This window comes from uncultured Microbulbifer sp. (assembly GCF_947504145.1).
In the GTDB taxonomy this organism is placed as follows: Bacteria; Pseudomonadota; Gammaproteobacteria; order Pseudomonadales; family Cellvibrionaceae; genus Microbulbifer.
Genome location: NZ_CANNGQ010000004.1, coordinates 575865 through 591953, shown reverse-complemented (window position 1 = coordinate 591953; position 16089 = coordinate 575865). Strand labels below are relative to the sequence as shown.

Annotated in this window: 17 protein-coding genes; 15 read left to right on the top strand and 2 right to left on the bottom strand. The window is 48.7% G+C overall.

Features of this window, described 5'->3' with window-relative positions:
* From Q1A74_RS15775 to Q1A74_RS15705, 15 genes are all read left to right on the top strand, one after another.
* A partial coding sequence (locus Q1A74_RS15775) for a hypothetical protein (RefSeq protein WP_299598371.1) occupies positions 1-209 on the top strand: 209 nt, incomplete at its 5' end.
* Positions 210-1591: 1382 nt separating this feature from the next.
* A complete protein-coding gene (locus Q1A74_RS15770) occupies positions 1592-1891 on the top strand; it encodes a pilus assembly protein (RefSeq protein ID WP_299598368.1) in 300 nt (99 codons plus the stop codon).
* Between the two features lie 137 nt (positions 1892-2028).
* Positions 2029-3606, top strand: a complete 1578-nt coding sequence (locus Q1A74_RS15765) for a hypothetical protein (RefSeq protein ID WP_299598366.1) — start codon at positions 2029-2031, stop codon at positions 3604-3606.
* Position 3607: 1 nt separating this feature from the next.
* A complete protein-coding gene (locus Q1A74_RS15760) occupies positions 3608-4387 on the top strand; it encodes a hypothetical protein (protein ID WP_299598363.1) in 780 nt (259 codons plus the stop codon).
* Positions 4380-5114: a hypothetical protein gene (locus tag Q1A74_RS15755; protein WP_299598360.1), complete on the top strand. Its 735-nt coding sequence runs from the start codon at positions 4380-4382 to the stop codon at positions 5112-5114. The genes Q1A74_RS15760 and Q1A74_RS15755 overlap by 8 nt, the downstream gene beginning before the upstream one ends.
* Positions 5111-5296 (top strand): hypothetical protein, encoded by a 186-nt coding sequence (locus Q1A74_RS15750; protein WP_299598358.1) that lies wholly within the window; start codon positions 5111-5113, stop codon positions 5294-5296. Before Q1A74_RS15755 ends, Q1A74_RS15750 begins: the two co-directional genes overlap by 4 nt.
* A gap of 50 nt (positions 5297-5346) precedes the next feature.
* Positions 5347-6249, top strand: coding sequence for a Flp pilus assembly protein CpaB (cpaB, locus tag Q1A74_RS15745; protein WP_299598411.1), 903 nt, complete (start codon positions 5347-5349; stop codon positions 6247-6249).
* The gene (locus Q1A74_RS15740) at positions 6236-7543 is read left to right on the top strand and encodes a pilus assembly protein N-terminal domain-containing protein (protein WP_299598354.1); all 1308 of its coding nucleotides are present in this window, start codon (positions 6236-6238) and stop codon (positions 7541-7543) included. The genes cpaB and Q1A74_RS15740 overlap by 14 nt, the downstream gene beginning before the upstream one ends.
* Before the next feature lie 2 nt (positions 7544-7545).
* On the top strand, positions 7546-9255 hold the full coding sequence (locus Q1A74_RS15735) for an ATPase, T2SS/T4P/T4SS family (RefSeq protein WP_299598351.1): 1710 nt from the start codon (positions 7546-7548) through the stop codon (positions 9253-9255).
* Positions 9252-10103 (top strand): type II secretion system F family protein, encoded by an 852-nt coding sequence (locus Q1A74_RS15730; RefSeq protein ID WP_299598348.1) that lies wholly within the window; start codon positions 9252-9254, stop codon positions 10101-10103. The genes Q1A74_RS15735 and Q1A74_RS15730 overlap by 4 nt, the downstream gene beginning before the upstream one ends.
* Positions 10104-10106: 3 nt before the next feature.
* Entirely contained in the window at positions 10107-10985 is an 879-nt protein-coding gene (locus Q1A74_RS15725; protein WP_299598345.1) for a type II secretion system F family protein, read from the top strand.
* A 311-nt stretch (positions 10986-11296) separates the two neighbouring features.
* Positions 11297-11731 (top strand): tetratricopeptide repeat protein, encoded by a 435-nt coding sequence (locus Q1A74_RS15720; protein WP_299598342.1) that lies wholly within the window; start codon positions 11297-11299, stop codon positions 11729-11731.
* Complete coding sequence (locus Q1A74_RS15715; protein WP_299598339.1) at positions 11731-12543, top strand: TadE/TadG family type IV pilus assembly protein; 813 nt, start codon at positions 11731-11733, stop codon at positions 12541-12543. Before Q1A74_RS15720 ends, Q1A74_RS15715 begins: the two co-directional genes overlap by 1 nt.
* On the top strand, positions 12527-13036 hold the full coding sequence (locus Q1A74_RS15710) for a hypothetical protein (protein WP_299598335.1): 510 nt from the start codon (positions 12527-12529) through the stop codon (positions 13034-13036). Before Q1A74_RS15715 ends, Q1A74_RS15710 begins: the two co-directional genes overlap by 17 nt.
* A 1-nt stretch (position 13037) precedes the next feature.
* Complete coding sequence (locus Q1A74_RS15705; protein WP_299598332.1) at positions 13038-13967, top strand: OmpA family protein; 930 nt, start codon at positions 13038-13040, stop codon at positions 13965-13967.
* Positions 13968-14812: 845 nt separating this feature from the next.
* On the opposite strand, the gene Q1A74_RS15700 is transcribed toward Q1A74_RS15705, so the two are convergent.
* Both Q1A74_RS15700 and Q1A74_RS15695 read right to left on the bottom strand, forming a co-directional pair.
* Positions 14813-15268 carry a hypothetical protein gene (locus Q1A74_RS15700; RefSeq protein WP_299598329.1) on the bottom strand — a complete coding sequence of 152 codons (456 nt, stop codon included), beginning with the start codon at positions 15266-15268 and terminating at the stop codon, positions 14813-14815.
* A 326-nt stretch (positions 15269-15594) separates the two neighbouring features.
* Positions 15595-16041, bottom strand: coding sequence for a hypothetical protein (locus tag Q1A74_RS15695; protein WP_299598325.1), 447 nt, complete (start codon positions 16039-16041; stop codon positions 15595-15597).
* Positions 16042-16089 lie beyond the last annotated feature (48 nt).

The following is a 16089-nucleotide window of genomic DNA, read 5'->3' as shown; positions in this document are numbered from 1 at the left end:
CCGCCGCCTGTGCCGCCGCCTGTGCCGCCGCCTGTGCCGCCGCCTGTGCCGCCGCCTGTGCCGCCGCCTGTGCCGCCAGGATTATGGCCGCCGCTACCGGAGCTGGGTACCGCGGATTGCGGAACTCCGGCAATTTCTTTGGAAACATTGCCACCCTGCGCCCGGATTTCATCACCAAAAGTGCGCCATGCGACCTGCATGCCGACTGAAAGAACAATAACAAGTATTGGTAGATACTCGGTAAGTGCAGAGCCTATCTGTCGGGAAAACACAGACTTTATTGTTGTGGACATCCTTTATTGCCTTAACAGAACCAATCCTTGGCTCAGCGTGGTTCTAATTCGTATCATTAATCGGAGCGAAACTATTTCCGATCCGAGAAATGAGATGAGACAGATGCGGTAGTTTTGCGGGCCTGGTGATTACCGTCATGGAAACCGGATGACCGGAAACCGCCCTACCAACGTGAACTTCTACGTCTTGCAAAGTTTTTTGATGCTCAGCGGTAAATGCCGAGCTGAAACCTGAAAAATTTCTATATTTAACAGGCTGTAGCACAACATCCTGCGACTTGATGTCGAAACCAAAGTTTCTGGCAGACCGAACTATTGCCTCCAATGCAGCACCTTTTAACGCTTGATTTGTCCCGGGCAGTTTCGTCTTTGTGTAATAACTAAAGGTAACTATTGTGGGTGGATAATAGTGCTCCGGAGAAACTGCAATAAACACAGGTGCGCTATTCCCGCTAGCGATTTTCCAGCTCCATTGGGGATCTGTATCTACACCTATCTGGTATGAATTTCCCACTTGAATTAATTGCAGCTGCCTCGATTGTATTGGCGCCGAAGCTACGCATACATCTAAAAAGCACAAAAAAACGCCACTACCGATCCAACCAAAAACCAAGTAGAGCAAACGGCATGGTTTTCGCCGACAGAACCCTCTAATCATCACGGGAATAGAGCTCTCAATTAACCGATCGGTACACCAAAGGCAATACTGTCAAAAAGATTACGCTCAGTAATCCCCAGCGCCCATGAAGCTTGCTTACCGAGTTCTTGTAACGAAATTTCGTCAGACACAGACAAATCACCCAGACAAACAGGTAACAAAAAACCAGCCTGCCCAATAAAAAACCTATTGAAAAGCTATCCATGCGCTTGTTCCGATCCAACATTTTTTAAGGTAAACCGATCAGGTCTTTCTAGCGGCGATCATATACATTTGTCAGTTTCATTGGAATATTGATGTTCCAACCAGCAAATGGCGTAAATAAATTACATTGGCCTTACATACAATTACGAGAACTAAAACTTGGCACAAGTGTTCCACAAAACGAAATAGCCTGCGCCAGTGCCCGTAATTGGTAACAGCGTCCAGTAACCCAGGAACAACTGAGACGTAATTACATGGTACAAACAAACCAGTTATACAAAAAAATAAAAAGTGAATCAGATCACAAACGTAAAATTTTTCATTGCGAACACTTGCACAACTAGCTAGTTTCCCGCCGTCGCTTGCGAAGCGGCCCAATATTTAATGGAATTAAATGAGTTGCACACGTCAACTCGAAATAATTGAGAGGGATCTAATGTTAATCCGCACAAAGAAACCGAAATACTTGAATGGCCACAAAAAGCAGCTCGGCCAGGGAATGACCGAGTACATCATCATTGTCGCCCTGATTGCCGTCGCCGCAATCGGCGTATTCCGACTGTTTGGGGATACCTTGCGCAATCAGATGGGCGGCCTTGCTCAGGAAATGTCCGGACAATCTGGAGACGCCCAAATTACCGCGGCACAAACATCTGCAGATGACGCGGTTGACGAGGCCAATACGGACAAGGACCTGTCCAACTACTCTTCCGGCAACCAGACTGGCGGCAACTAAGCACTGCCAGACACTATTGGCCGGCAGGAATTACCTATCTGCCGGCTGATTGCCCTCAAATGCAATTCCAGGATTCGACTCTGCCGAACCCGCCGAATAACAGACACTTGTCGCCGATATTTTGAAATGGATTTCAAATGAATCGCCAGAAAGGGAATGTAATCCCCTATCTGCTGGCGCTGATGCTGAGCGTATTACTCTCCGCCCAGTATGTATTCAACGCCTATCAGATCACCAATGCCTCTACACGCCTACAGAATACGGCCGACGCCGCAGCTTATAGCGTCGCCAATGTCTATGCGCAAAATCATAACTTTGTTGCACTATCGAACCGGGCATTGGTAGCCAATCAGATCACTATGGCGCAGGTGGTCACCATGACATCCTGGTCACGAATGCTGAACACCTTCGCCCAGACAATCGATGATATTGGTACATGGATACCGTACGTAAATACCGTAACGGGCTATATCGAGAGTGTTTCCAACAGTATTCAATCCGGTATCGAATCCGCAACGCCAGGAATTGCGCAAGTTGTCGCAGCCTATTCGGATGCGGTTTCCCGGCAGCAAGAATTCGCCACCCCGATGGTCAGCCTGATCGCTCAGGAGATACTCTCTGATGTCGTCAGAGCAAATGACCCCGACGTAAACTATTCGGCCGCCGAAGTCTCGGTGGCTGCGGCGACCACTGCACACCTGGAAGAGTTTCATGGGCCCAACGACTGCCTGGAGATATCGGATAGTGTTCGCAATAGCGGAAACTATCACTCCAACCAGAATGAAACAGCGGCCCGCTGCAGACAGTTCAGAAATGTCACCATGGAGTCGAGAGATGGCTTCTCCGAAGCGAGAACATACCGATTCAGCTTTCCGGGTATGCCAAGCAGGATCACGCTGCCCGGTATTCCTGCGGAAAGCGTAAGTGGCATTCCGTTATTCTCCCGGCTGTCTATTGAGCGCGCGGGTGAAACCGTTCTGGGGGGGGACACCAACTCCGTGAATCGACGTGCACCCTTCACCTCCTGGAGTGCCGTCGACACCATTTCCCTTCACTCCTCAACCCGATATTGGCGACTGTTTAGGGGCACCCGAACCACCCGACATCGCGAGCGCGTGAAGCTCGGTGTCGGCCACGCCTATACCGGGCCGGAAAATGATGAAGGCCACCACATCATTCATGAAGATCGCTCCCACTGGGAAGTAAATCCGCGGGGTTCTTCCTGCACAGATGTAGAGTACGCAAACAGAAATCGGGCGCGCAATCACGGTGGCTTCATCCTGATGGATGTCATCGCACTGGACTGTAACGATCTCGCGAATGACTACTCCGACAGCCTCAACACGTCCGACAGCACAGGCCTACAACCGTTCAGAAATCTCCGCCAGGAAGGCTATGTAGAAAAACAGAGCCCGGCTTTCATTTATCTAAGAAAATCCACCGGTCACGTGGCCAGTGCTGCAGATATCTCAGGAAATGTAAGCGACTCCCACGCGTTGGGCGAATACGCCGGAGCCGCCGACAACGCATACCATGGAGCGGCCGGTTCCGCTGTTTTTTTTCGCCGTCAGAGTGATAGCTGGATGCGCGTAAATACTCGCCGGCTAGACGGAAGAGTGGAGTTTGGCAATGCGTACAACCCGTTCTGGGAACCACGGCTCTCGAGTATGACGGACGAACAGAAGCTGACATTGACAGCCCTGGTAGGAGGTTGATATGCACAAATACCGCGGCCAGGCCATGCTGGAATTTCTGATTGTCGCCAGCTTCGTGTTAGTACCTTTGGTGTTTATGATCGCCTATCTCGGTAAAACCGGTGATGTCCGGCACCGCGCCTACGAAAGTGCCCGCTATGCCGCATGGGAGACAGCAAAAACAGATAAAACTCCCACCGAAATCAGCTACGAACTCAATCGTCGACTTATTTCGCAGGAATTTGTCGGTTTTGATAGCGTTCGCGATCGCACTGCATCCGGCACCCAGAATGCCAAAGTATCTCCTCTCTATTTCCATACGGATCAGAACGGCGACTACGCTCCACTACTTCTGATCAATAATGGACAGTTTGCACAACACACCCATACCAATAGCACACCAGATGGAAGTGCATATAGTGCAAGAGACAATTTTCTCAACAACGCACTGATAGATTTTGACCTGCCACAAAATGGCCTCGTTAACGCCACAATCAACTATCAACTGGCCACCGAACGCAACCTTGCACAAATTGGATCACTTTCCCCGCGTGCCAACAATGCACTCTATACCCAGAGCTGGCGACGACTGACATCTAACGACATAAAATCCACTCTCGACGGCGCTGTACTTGGTGAGCGTGCATTTAACAACGGTGTTTTCGATCAACTGGCCAATCTGGCGTCAACTGTGGGATTTGAAGAGTGGGACGATTTCAAACCAGGAATCGTCGAGCGGGATGTCGTGCCTTGTAGCCGGGTTTTCAATGGCGGCAGTAACCGGGAGTCCGCGTGTGAATAGATGGCCTTTAAGCGTATTTAATGCGTTTGCGGTACCTTTCCTTATCGCACTAGTCGCGACACCGGTACACGCGCTTGAAATGGTCTTTCCCGATGACGCGCAGGTGAATATCGTCAGCGAGCAAATGGAGGTCAATGGACTGCCACTGGTCGCATACGAATTTGCATCTCCAGATGACGGCAGCGAAGCTCTGTCGTTTTATCGCGAGTACTGGACCCACAACGTTGATGACGCAGATACAGACCAGCCTTATCTTGAAACAATAATTGGGGAATGGAAGGTACTTTCGCGTCTAGAGGAAGGCCACAATATTACCGTGCAGGTCGGTCCGCGAGGTCTGTCGGGATCCCAGGTTCTGGTAGGAATTTCTCCCTTGCCGGAATATCTAGAAAAAGGCGTGAAATCTGTAGTACGCCATGAACTTCCTGCACTGGGCCGAGCGGATATTGTTTCCGTAGTAACTTCGCGATCCAATGGCGATGTATTCGATTCCTATTGGTTGGAATCGGGTGACAGCGTTGAACGTACCCTCGACTATTACACCGCCTATTACGCAAAGCACCACTATCAGATCAATAAGAAGCGTGTAGTCGACCAGGCCAGTAGAAATACAGAAGCCGCAATGTTCACTGCGGAGAACAATTCGCAGAGTATCCGAATGGATGCATTCAACATCGACGACAAGACCAGGGTAATCGCAACGATTTCAAGGAAGGGAAGCCGGTGATCAATAAAAACAGCGGCCAATCTTTCCCGGAATATCTTGTCGGCGTACTGATCGTCGGCGCGGCATGCTTCACCCCACTTCCGCCACTAGACGACAAGTCGATTGTTGGCTACCTGGTTGAAGCGTTTAAAAAGAATTACCGCGCGTATGAATACGCGGTTTCTCAGCCCACAGACGAATAGCAGGAGTAGGCCAAGTGGGGTTATTTTTTCGATTTCGATATCCAATCGCGATGATTTTCGCAGTGGCGTGTATCGCAGGTGCAATCTATTTGACCAAATTCTATTTCGACCAGAAAGAGCAGCAGCTTCGCGACCAGATACGGAAGGAACAACAGCTAACCAATGTTGTGGTTGCAAAACGTAATCTGTCGATCGGTGACCCGATCAACCTGGAGAACATGACCATCAAGAGCATTCCATTTGAGTATGTTCCAGATGGTGCGATCGTCCCCGATCAATATTCGGCCGTTGAGTTTAAGCAACTGCGCGATCCGATGAGCGCAGGCAAACCACTTCTCAGGCAGTTCGTTGAAGGGGTATCACGTATCGCTCGATTCTCGGATTTGCTCAGCGAAGGTGAGCGTGCCATCACGCTCGAAGTGGACGGCGTTTCGAGCATTGAGCACATGATCGAGTCCGGTGACTTTATTGACTTGGGGGTCCGTACCGACAAAGGTCAAAAACTTGACTTGCTACTTGAGCGGGTAAAGGTCCTTTCCACAGGCAAGTTCACCACTGCCGACGCCAAATTCCCAGGGATGTACAAAACCGCGCAGTACCCAACCATTACCCTCGGCGTGCCCAGCGAAACGGTGCGCGATGTATTTGAGGCCGATGGAGCAGGTGACCTGGTATTCCTGTTGCGCAACCGGCGGGATGAGATAAACCCGCGCTACGAACTGAATGACAGTAACGTCAATACCGTTGCGGTCTATCAGGCTGGCAACGCAAAAGATGGTGTGCTGGTTCCAAAGCTGGAAAGTTTATCTCTGAGCACCTCCCAACAATCTCACCGTGTGGCCATACGAAATGCCAAGGGAAGGCTAGCTCGAATCGCGCGTGAAATGACGCTCTCCGCAAGCGATGAGCCGCAGGAAGACATGCATACAAGGGTAGTTGATGAAAGGTTGTAAACGTATTTATCTGGTTGGTGTACTGGTATTGAGCTTGCTGTGCTCTGTCACCTACGCAAAAAATGGAGCCAACGCACTCTCTCTACACTCGGGAGAAGTGCACGTACTGAACATTGAAGGGATCACCCGGGTTGCCATCGGCAAACCTGACGTGATCAGTTATAAAACCCTGGACAATGGCCAGGTCATGATCATTGGGGGAAAGGCTGGCAGTACTAGTTTACATCTGTGGCGCAACGGTGGCCGTGAAGTCCGCTATTGGGTGGATGTAGAAGAACGCTATGTGTCTGATGACGTCCGCATTGCTCAGATGCTTTCCAAAAATATGCCCAATCTTCGCGCTTACTCATTGGACCACCGGCTCGTGGTAGAAGGAGAGATTGACCAGGGCGATGTGCCCGTAGTGGATGCCATTCGCACCATGGTGCCAAATGCAGTGTTCCTGGTCCGTGAACGTCCTTTCGCAAAGAAGCCGTTGATCCGGGTCGATGCATTACTGGTTGAAATTGGCAGCAACGATGTATCCAAGCTCGGTATTGATTGGAATACCTCCATGTCAGGTCCGGCGTGGGGTTTTCACAAGACCATAACACCCGGCGACTTCATCATTTACGAATCTGATCCCGACGACATCAATCGACAGATCGTTGAAACTGTCCCTATCGGCGATACCAGCTTTTTCCAGTATTTCGGTATCACCTCGCACCTACTGTCTACCATCAATTTTCTCGAGAGTGCAGGGCGCGCGCGAATTTTGACTTCACCCAAGCTGACGTCCACCAGTGGCGAACCCGCTGTGTTTCACGTGGGGGGCAGCTTCCCCATTCCCGTCATCAATGCCATTGGCGCAGCCAGTGTACAGCGTGAAGACTACGGGGTGATCCTCGAGGTCCTGCCAACGATTTTCGGGGACGATATCAACCTGGAAGTATCCGTTGACCTCAGTGATATCGACCCTTCCGTATCGGTTAACGGCGTTCCTGGCACCAAAAACCGACGTACTGAAACCGTTATCCAGCTCAAACATAACCAGACGGTTGCCATTTCGGGATTGTTCTCGACCGCAGACTCAGAAGCGAATAGCGGTATCGCCTATTTAAGCCAGATGCCCGTCCTGAAATATCTATTTGGTGTTGAAGACAGCGATATTGAAGACCGGCAAGTTGTTGTACTCCTGACGCCAAAAATCATCACACCCGGAGACGCAGAAGACGTCTTCCTCAGTGACTTTGCACGGGAAATGATCACTGAACATCAGGCTAACCTGACGATTGATGCCGCGCTCAAGGAATAATGATGAAAATCACCGTTGAAACCCGCAAGGGTACCCCGGTAGGGCGGTATTTTAGTGAGAACGATCGTTTTGTGATCGGCAAGGGTCGAGATGCGCTCATCGATCTTGCCGGTTGGCGAATTTCCAGGCAACACGCCATTGTCTCCACTTCTGGAAACCAGATCTTCATTGAATCCGGCGATAAACGGGCGGAAGTTCAGGTCAACAGCATCAAGATTGACCGAAAATATGGCCCTCTAAAAGATGGCGAAACCATCTCAATCGGCGACTACCTGCTGACTATAGAAGATGGCCGCCTCCTGGAGGCTGATCGTGCGCCGGTGGAAAGCTCCGCGCCTGGCATGCCAGACCAAGAATACGCGCAACAGAAGGAACCCCAGCTAGTAGCGCTTGATGCTGCAACTGCGGCAGTACCGGATAGTGCAAAGGTTCAGCTGGCGAGAGAATGGAAGCTCAAGCTCCATGCCGGATTGATCAAAACCATGGATCTGCGAAGGACCAACATCTCCAACCTCTCCATTGATGAATTGCGAGATTTGTCTGCAGGGATACTGAGCGAAGTCATTGACACTGAGCCAGACTTTCCTACGACGGGGCTCGACCGGAATGACATACTCAAGCAGGTGCTGGAAGAAGCGGTGGGACTCGGTCCACTGGAAGACTTGCTGGCAGATCCCGACATCAGTGAAGTCATGGTCAACTCATACGATGAAATCTATTTTGAGAAGTCAGGTTCACTACAAAAATCAGACATCTGCTTCTCCGACGACAGAGCGGTACTCAGTGCGATAGACCGTATCGTCTCGCCCCTTGGACGGCGAATCGATGAAAGTTCACCCATGGTCGATGCCCGCCTACGCGACGGCTCCCGTGTCAATGCGATTATTCCACCACTTGCCATACGTGGCCCGTCCCTCACCATACGGAAATTTATGCAGGAAAAGCTCACCATGGAGCACCTGCTAAATTTCGGTTCGGTTAGCCGCCCGATGATCGACTTTCTTCAGATGGCCGTCACACAGCACTTGAACATCATCATTTCTGGCGGAACAGGGTCGGGTAAAACAACCCTGTTGAATGCTCTGTCGAATTTCATACCTGACAGCGAACGTATCATCACAGTAGAAGATGCCGCAGAACTCAAGCTCAACAAACCACATGTCGTCTCGCTTGAGGCGCGCCCGCCAAACCAGGAGGGTTCTGGCGCAGTCACGATCCGCGACCTTGTGAAAAACTGTCTGCGTATGCGGCCGGACCGTATCGTGGTCGGTGAATGCCGGAGTGGCGAAGCACTGGATATGTTACAGGCCATGAACACCGGCCACGACGGCTCACTGACTACCGTTCATTCCAACTCGCCACGTGATTGTATTTCCCGCCTTGAGGTACTGGTGATGATGTCCGGCATGGACCTCCCGGTTACCGCTATTAGAGAGCAGATATCATCAGCGGTACACCTTGTTGTTCAGCAGTCTCGGTTCGCCTGCGGCGCCCGAAAAATTACCAGTATTTCTGAAATTACCGGCGTAGAAGGGACCACCGTACAAATTTCAGAGATCTTCCGCTACCGGGAGCTTGGTTTCGATGCGAATGGAAAAACCAGAGGGCACTTTGAAGCAACCGGAAATGTGCCTGAGTTTTATGAAAAACTCTCTTTGCGCGGTATTCCCGTAGACCTGTCAATCTTCAGACGGGAAGGTGTCAACCAGTGAACCCGCTTTTCCTTGTCAGTATTCTTGGTATTGGCGCTGTCGCCGCGCTTGGGTATGCGGTTTTTGGGTCTACCAAAACGGCGGTAAATCAGTACAACAAGGAGATAAAGCATACGGCCAGCAATTCACTGGCAGAGATGTTTATTTTCATTGATGACAAAAGACTCAAGCTTATAAGCCTGGGCGCATTTGTCTCGATCGTATTGATTTCGTTTCTTCTTACGGAATCCATATTGTTATCTCTGGCTCTTGGGTCAGTGGTTTACTTTCTTCCCGGGATCGTCGTTTCGCTACTCCGCAAACTTCGCTACCAGAAATTCAGCAAAGACCTTCCCGACGCCTTGTTGTCCATGTCAAATATGCTTCGCTCCGGACTAAACCTGGCCGGTGCGCTAGATCTGGTAGTAAAAGAGACTCGCGGCCCTCTAAGCCAGGAGTTCGGCATGCTTCTAAGCGAACTGACAATGGGCAGGAATTTCGAAGAAGCGTTGGATGAAATGTATCAACGTGTACCCATACCCGATCTGGAGCTCGTGGTCGCAGGCATGAAAATATCCCGCGAAGTAGGCGGTAGTCTCGCCGATGTACTTGAGCGCCTGGCGGACACCATCAGAAAACGCATTGAAATGGAAGGGAAGATAAAGAGTCTAACCGCCATGGGCGTATTACAGGGATGGGTGATGACACTTCTACCCATTGCCGTCGGGCTTGCGATCTACGGCATCGAACCTGAGACCATGTCGCTGCTGTTTACCGACTGGCGCGGTTGGATCGCGTGCGCGGCGGTTGTTCTGCTTGAATTTGCCGGCTACAAATTCATCAAAAAAATTGTCACCATCGATGTGTGAATCATGAACCTAGAGTTATACAAGTACTGGGTACTGCTGCTGATCCCCGTTTCCGTAGTCCTACTGTATACGTCCGTCAAGGGCATCAAAGAAGAGGTACCAACAGAAGAACGGGAGTACCTTGATCCTGTTCCTTCGCAGCTCAAGAAGATCTGGCCGCTGGTCAATCTGGTTTCCTTTTATATCGGGGAACGGCTACCGGTTGAATGGTTGGTTCGGTATCAGAAGTCCCTGATCAAAGCCGGGCTGAATTACGTGATGTCACCAGCACAGTATTTCAGCCTGCAAATCACGTCCGCTGTCCTCATGGCTGCCATCGCTTCTTGCCTATCCGTAATGCTGGGCGCATTTGACTATCTCTACGCTCTGGTAGGTGCTGGCGTTGGCTACTTCATGCCCATGATGAGTGTAAGAGATATACGTACCCGGCGAGAACAGGCGTTAGTTCGCTCCCTTCCCATCTATCTGGATTTTCTCACCATGTCCACACAGGCAGGCTTGAACATTACGGGCGCTATCATGCAATCGGTCGATAAAGGTCCAGAATCGCCCATGAAAATCGAGTTCAGAAAGTACCTGCGGGATTTACGGGCGGGCATGTCACGCGATGATGGCTTGAGAACGATGGCAGATCGCCTGGATATTTCTGAGATTAACGCATTTGTTTCCGCTGTTATTCAGGCAGAGAAGACCGGTGCATCGGTCGGAAACACGCTCAAAATCCAGTCGGATCAACGTCGGATGGAGCGGTTTCAGAAGGCGGAAAAACTGGCTATGCAAGCCCCTGTAAAACTCATTTTTCCACTGGTTGCATTTATCTTCCCCACAACCTTTATCGTCATATTCTTTCCAATCGCGATGAAGCTCATGGAGGCGCTCTAGCATGGCAGTACCGAACCGCGGCGCGGCGCCCGATTTGTACCCCGCCAATACGTTCATTAGACGATTAAAGGGGTTGTTCAGCAAATCCGCCAGACAACACGATGGAATATGGATAAAGCCCTGCTGGTCAGTCCATACCTTTGGATTCCCCCATGCAATCGCTGTCTATTTTCTCGATAGCAACAACAAGATTTTGAAATCAATCACTCCCATGAAGAAGAATCGAGTCGCCGTATGTTTCGGTGCAACCTCCACGGTCGAAATATATTTACAGAACTACCAGCCGAGCTGGAAAGTCGGAGATACCATCCATGTATAAGATCCTAACCATTCTTCTCATTACGACCCTTTGCACTGCCTGCGCCCAAAACACGCCGAAATCCGTCACTGAAGATATGAAACTGGCGGAGCATTTTTATAACAGAGCGATCTATAGTGAAGCAGAGCGAGTGCTATTGAGCCTCAAAGCGGCAATGCCCGATAACTACGACATCTATTTTCGCCTTGGCAACATCTATGTGAGGACTGGCCAGTTTCCCGCTGCAGAAGCCATGTACCAAAAATGCATAGACCTCAACCCGGAGGAACCCAAAGGCTGGTACAACCTTTCTCTTCTCCGTGTGAAACAGGCCATCGCAGTATCAGAGCAGGGCCATCGCAAAACCGCGCTCACGGATGGAAACTACTCCCACCAATTCGTGATGCTGCGAGAAGGGCTTATCACCGCGATTACTGGTAAAGAGTGATGCTCGGGATTCTGCGTCAGCAAAAAGGTCAGGCACTACCGGAAATGCTCATTGCATTTCCGATTGTGGTGATTCTCGTTATGGGCGTGATTCAAATTTCCCTGCTCTATCGTGGTAAGGCAACCCTCAATAATGCGACGTTCCAGGCAGCAAGGGCAGGCGCACTTAACAACGCGCATATTTCGCCAATGCGGTCTACTTTTTTCGATAGAATGGCGGCACTCGGACATGTGGCAGACCACACAAAATCGAGCACCACACAAAATCTCTACAATGCGCCGGACCTAATTGGCCTCGGCGCGATGCGGACTGCTGTCGAAGCATCACATCTCTATGAGCCCATAGAGATCGAGTGGCCCACAAAACAGGTATTTGACCACTTTGCGGTACGCTACCGCGACCTCGAAAGCTGCTCCGGGGGCAACTGTCCGTTCTCAGCCTTTGGTGGCGAGTTTCGTGTCAGCAATACCAGCGTTTGGCAAATACCATTCGAAAATCTCGACGCCCGTATACAGACCGTGCAATCCATTGATGGCGATAGTGTCGACCTGCAGGATGCCAACCTTCTCAGGATCAAGTCCAGATATTGTTATGACCTGGAGGTGCCGGTTGCAAATTTTATTATCTGGCGCACATTGCGCGCGGGTCAGTTTTCAGACCCAGACTGGCAAGTCTGTGAAAGCCTTCGTCAGACCTATGGGAATTCCAGATATTTAATCCCTCTCAGAAGTTACAGCATCGTTCGCATGCAATCTGGCGTTCGTTGTGAGGGCGACAACCAACAAGGTATTAACTGTGAAAACATCCAATAAAACTTACATACTCCTGTGCCTATTATTGGCATCGCTCTCAACACCTGACGCATGGGCGTCGGAAATTTTGGAGTCGGACGAATTCAAGCAGCAAGAGAAAACCTACTACGATACATTAGCTGATATCAACGACTTGATGCGAGATCACGTGCAGCAAGAGTTTGAGAAGGTAATGGCTGATCCACAATATCGTCTCGACTACCGAAACGAATCGGTTCGCCAACAAGCCCATGCACTTATGCAAGGTGCAATCGAATTTAAAGAGAAGATACTCTCAAAAATGGCCATTAACAGTCCTTCTCGATGCCAGCAAAAGATCGATCATTACCGTGCAAATGATCTGGCGGAATTCAAAAACATTTTGGGTCAGTATCTTCAGGATAAAGATCATGTCCTGTTCCCGGTACTGATCGCAGGCCACGTACATAGCCAATCCCAGCTTATTAATACAATACTAGATTGCGATCTTATTCGAAAAGGCGTTATGGATTAAAATGCATTACTATATAACTCTACTATTTTCATTCTGCTGCACTTTATCTGTAGATTCCTCCGCCGTCGACCACACGCTATTGGAACGGTTCCCCAATGCCAATCTTTTCAAATCAGATCGGCATCACCATGCTGAAATTGCGCTGCCCGCAGATGCAATTTCGTATAGGAATAGTAAAGGTGATGACGAAGGCTATTACTCAGAAAAGTTACTTACGGTAGCGGGTCGTTCCTCGCGCTATGTTCACGACTTTAGTAGCCGGCATACGAGTGAGTATCTCTATAAAGAATTTCTCGCATCTCTCTCCGAGAGCAATTTCGAGACACTTTACAATTGCGAAGGAATTGGTTGTGGTGACCTCACTGGCTGGCAGCTATTTCTTTCCGCGGATATAGCGGGAAACGAATTCAGTCAAAAGTATATTCTTTCCCGCAGACAAGACAACGACGGAAAACAATGGTTCGTGCAGTTTTACGTGATTGATCTCGACAAAGAACCAAGAACCGTATTGAGATTGATTGAAGCAGACAGGATACCTGACCTGGATATTGTCTTCAGAACTAATCAGAACACGGTTCCGAACGCTGAAAATCTAAGGCTACTCACAGGAGAAATAGAGGCGATTTATTTTGATTTCGATCGTGCTGAGTTGCCGGAAAACAGTAGTGACCTGGTCAGCAGAGTCGTCGACAAAATCCAGGAAAGCAACGCGGAAAGTATTCTGATCACCGGCTACGCGGATCGAAATGGCCCGCATTGGTACAATAAATTACTCGCAACCAGACGCGCTGACGCACTTGGTAATGCTCTCAAAAATTATTCAGAGCTTTCAACGCTAAACATCACTACGTACGGCTATGGTGAAGTAGATGATCCGGAGTCAACCGCTCCGGATTCAATGCATAGAAGGGTGAATGTCTTTGTAAAATAGAAACCACCAACTAGTTTACTATAAACAATCCGCAGTATGGATCACGATTTTCGACTTCGTTGGTGGTTTCTCCGAAGATTTCGATTGCAGAGAAATATAGCCTTTCGCCTGTCTATATCAGTTTATGATCGGTCTCGATTCATTAATGAAAATAGCGGCACCGCATTTACTACAGCAGTCGCCATCGTGCTTTCTTAAGCTCTTTTTACATCCGTGACAAAGCTTCGGCATCAGCGCAATCACAAAAAATGTGAGCATTCCTCCAAATAGCGAAGAAAGAATCCAGAGCAGTACAGACCTGTTTTTACGTTTTGCAAGAATGCCGCAACTCAAATAGATAGCTACCCTAAGCCAGATTGATATTATATTTAGCAACAAGATCATGTCCTTATCGATCATAGCGCAATCCGTCGTGATATTAGTTTACTGGATTCTTAGTAGACTTTCTGGGCAGCCGGTTTTCATGCAATTTGGGGCGGGCCCAATTATGTGATTGGGGGAAACTATTACTCGAAGTGTTGCTACGAGTGCATATCGGTCTTAATTGATTTGGTCAATCTTCACCCAAGTACCGTAGATGCAGCGCTGGTTATCATTGATATAGAATTATGAGGATTTTTTATTCTATGCATGCATATGAAAGAGCGCGATACATTCTTTCGGATCTGCTCCATCTTGATAGTCTACTAAACCAAGCCAACCACACGGCATCCCACCGGTTTGATAAGCCTGAAATAAACGTTGACTGCATGGATCTTCCTCAATAGCGCCAAAATAGCAGGCATGGACCATAAGGTCGAAGTCGTCTTGAACCTGCATATACAACCTCTCAGAAATATTATATTTTACCTCTTCTGCTGACAGCCTAGGGTGCAATAATTTTCAGCCAGGAAATTCGATATTCCTAGCGCACCAAAACGATTTTCAACCTTTCTTTGAACATAAAAATAATCATCTTCATTTTTCCTACAACTATTAATTCTATCCATTATTTCTTTTTGTTTAGAAAATTCTTTTTTATTTCCGGTTTTTAGAAAAGAAATATTATGCATTCCAGCATAGTATTGATATGTGTAAGGGCATTGCTTTTCTTGCATGCCATCTAAATCCAGCATCTCAATTGCCCAGGAACATTTATTAATTACAGTAAAGCTACTCAACGCCTCAACATCAATAGCAGTCATATCAAACGAAGGAGAAATCCCTGTAAGAAAATTCTTGCTCTCTAGCAGCCTATCAAGAACCAACAAATTATCATTAAATTCATCCATCCCTTTTTGACCGTAAATATCTAGCAGCATATTGATTCCTAGTATCTAAAAAACCTGTTGAAAGACTTCCGCCCATGCCTCACCGCCTGGCGCTCTTGAAGGCGCGCCATACAGATAACAACAAAACTAGCAAGGCAATGTGCCGGAGTTTTAATGTATTATGTTAAGACTCGCGCCCCTTATAGCCGGGCCGCCTTATCCTGATACAGGTCGGGATTAGGGAGCAGCATTTCACTTCTTAATGTTACTCTGACCCCAATTTTCATCACCTTATCCAATTAAGCGTAACTACTTAATCAACTTGCATTCCGTCCACTAGCGCAAGTATCGGCAGGAAGGAGCTTTCACCCTCGGCTTCAATAGTTGCTGTTATTGTTACCATTGATCTTTTCTGGAAAAAACCACCTCCATCTGTTGACGCTTATTTGTCGATGCTGATGACTTTCTGTGAGTGAATATAAAATAGTAACCCAGTTTTTTTGTAGCGTCTTTATTCTAAGCGTTTTCTCTTCCGTTAAGGACATGCTTTGTTCGCGTAAAGACTCTGTTAAATTCTTGATGTCCATGGCATTAGGACGCTGCACAGGTTTTCTATCGAAAGGGCGAAGCTGTATCGCTTGGATGTCGAGAGACTGGTTTATTCGGCCGGAATCACCCTTGTTTATCGCGACTAACTGCAAGTAGATATCGCTGCGGTCAACCACTTTATACTGCCAACCATCAGGCCACTGTATGTGCAGATCAACAGCTTTTGTAAAGGGGCTTATCAGCAAAAATATCAGTAAAGTCCAACGAAATGACATCTTTGGGTCCACTGCTTAAATATGGAAATATTCTGTAGGGAATTTATT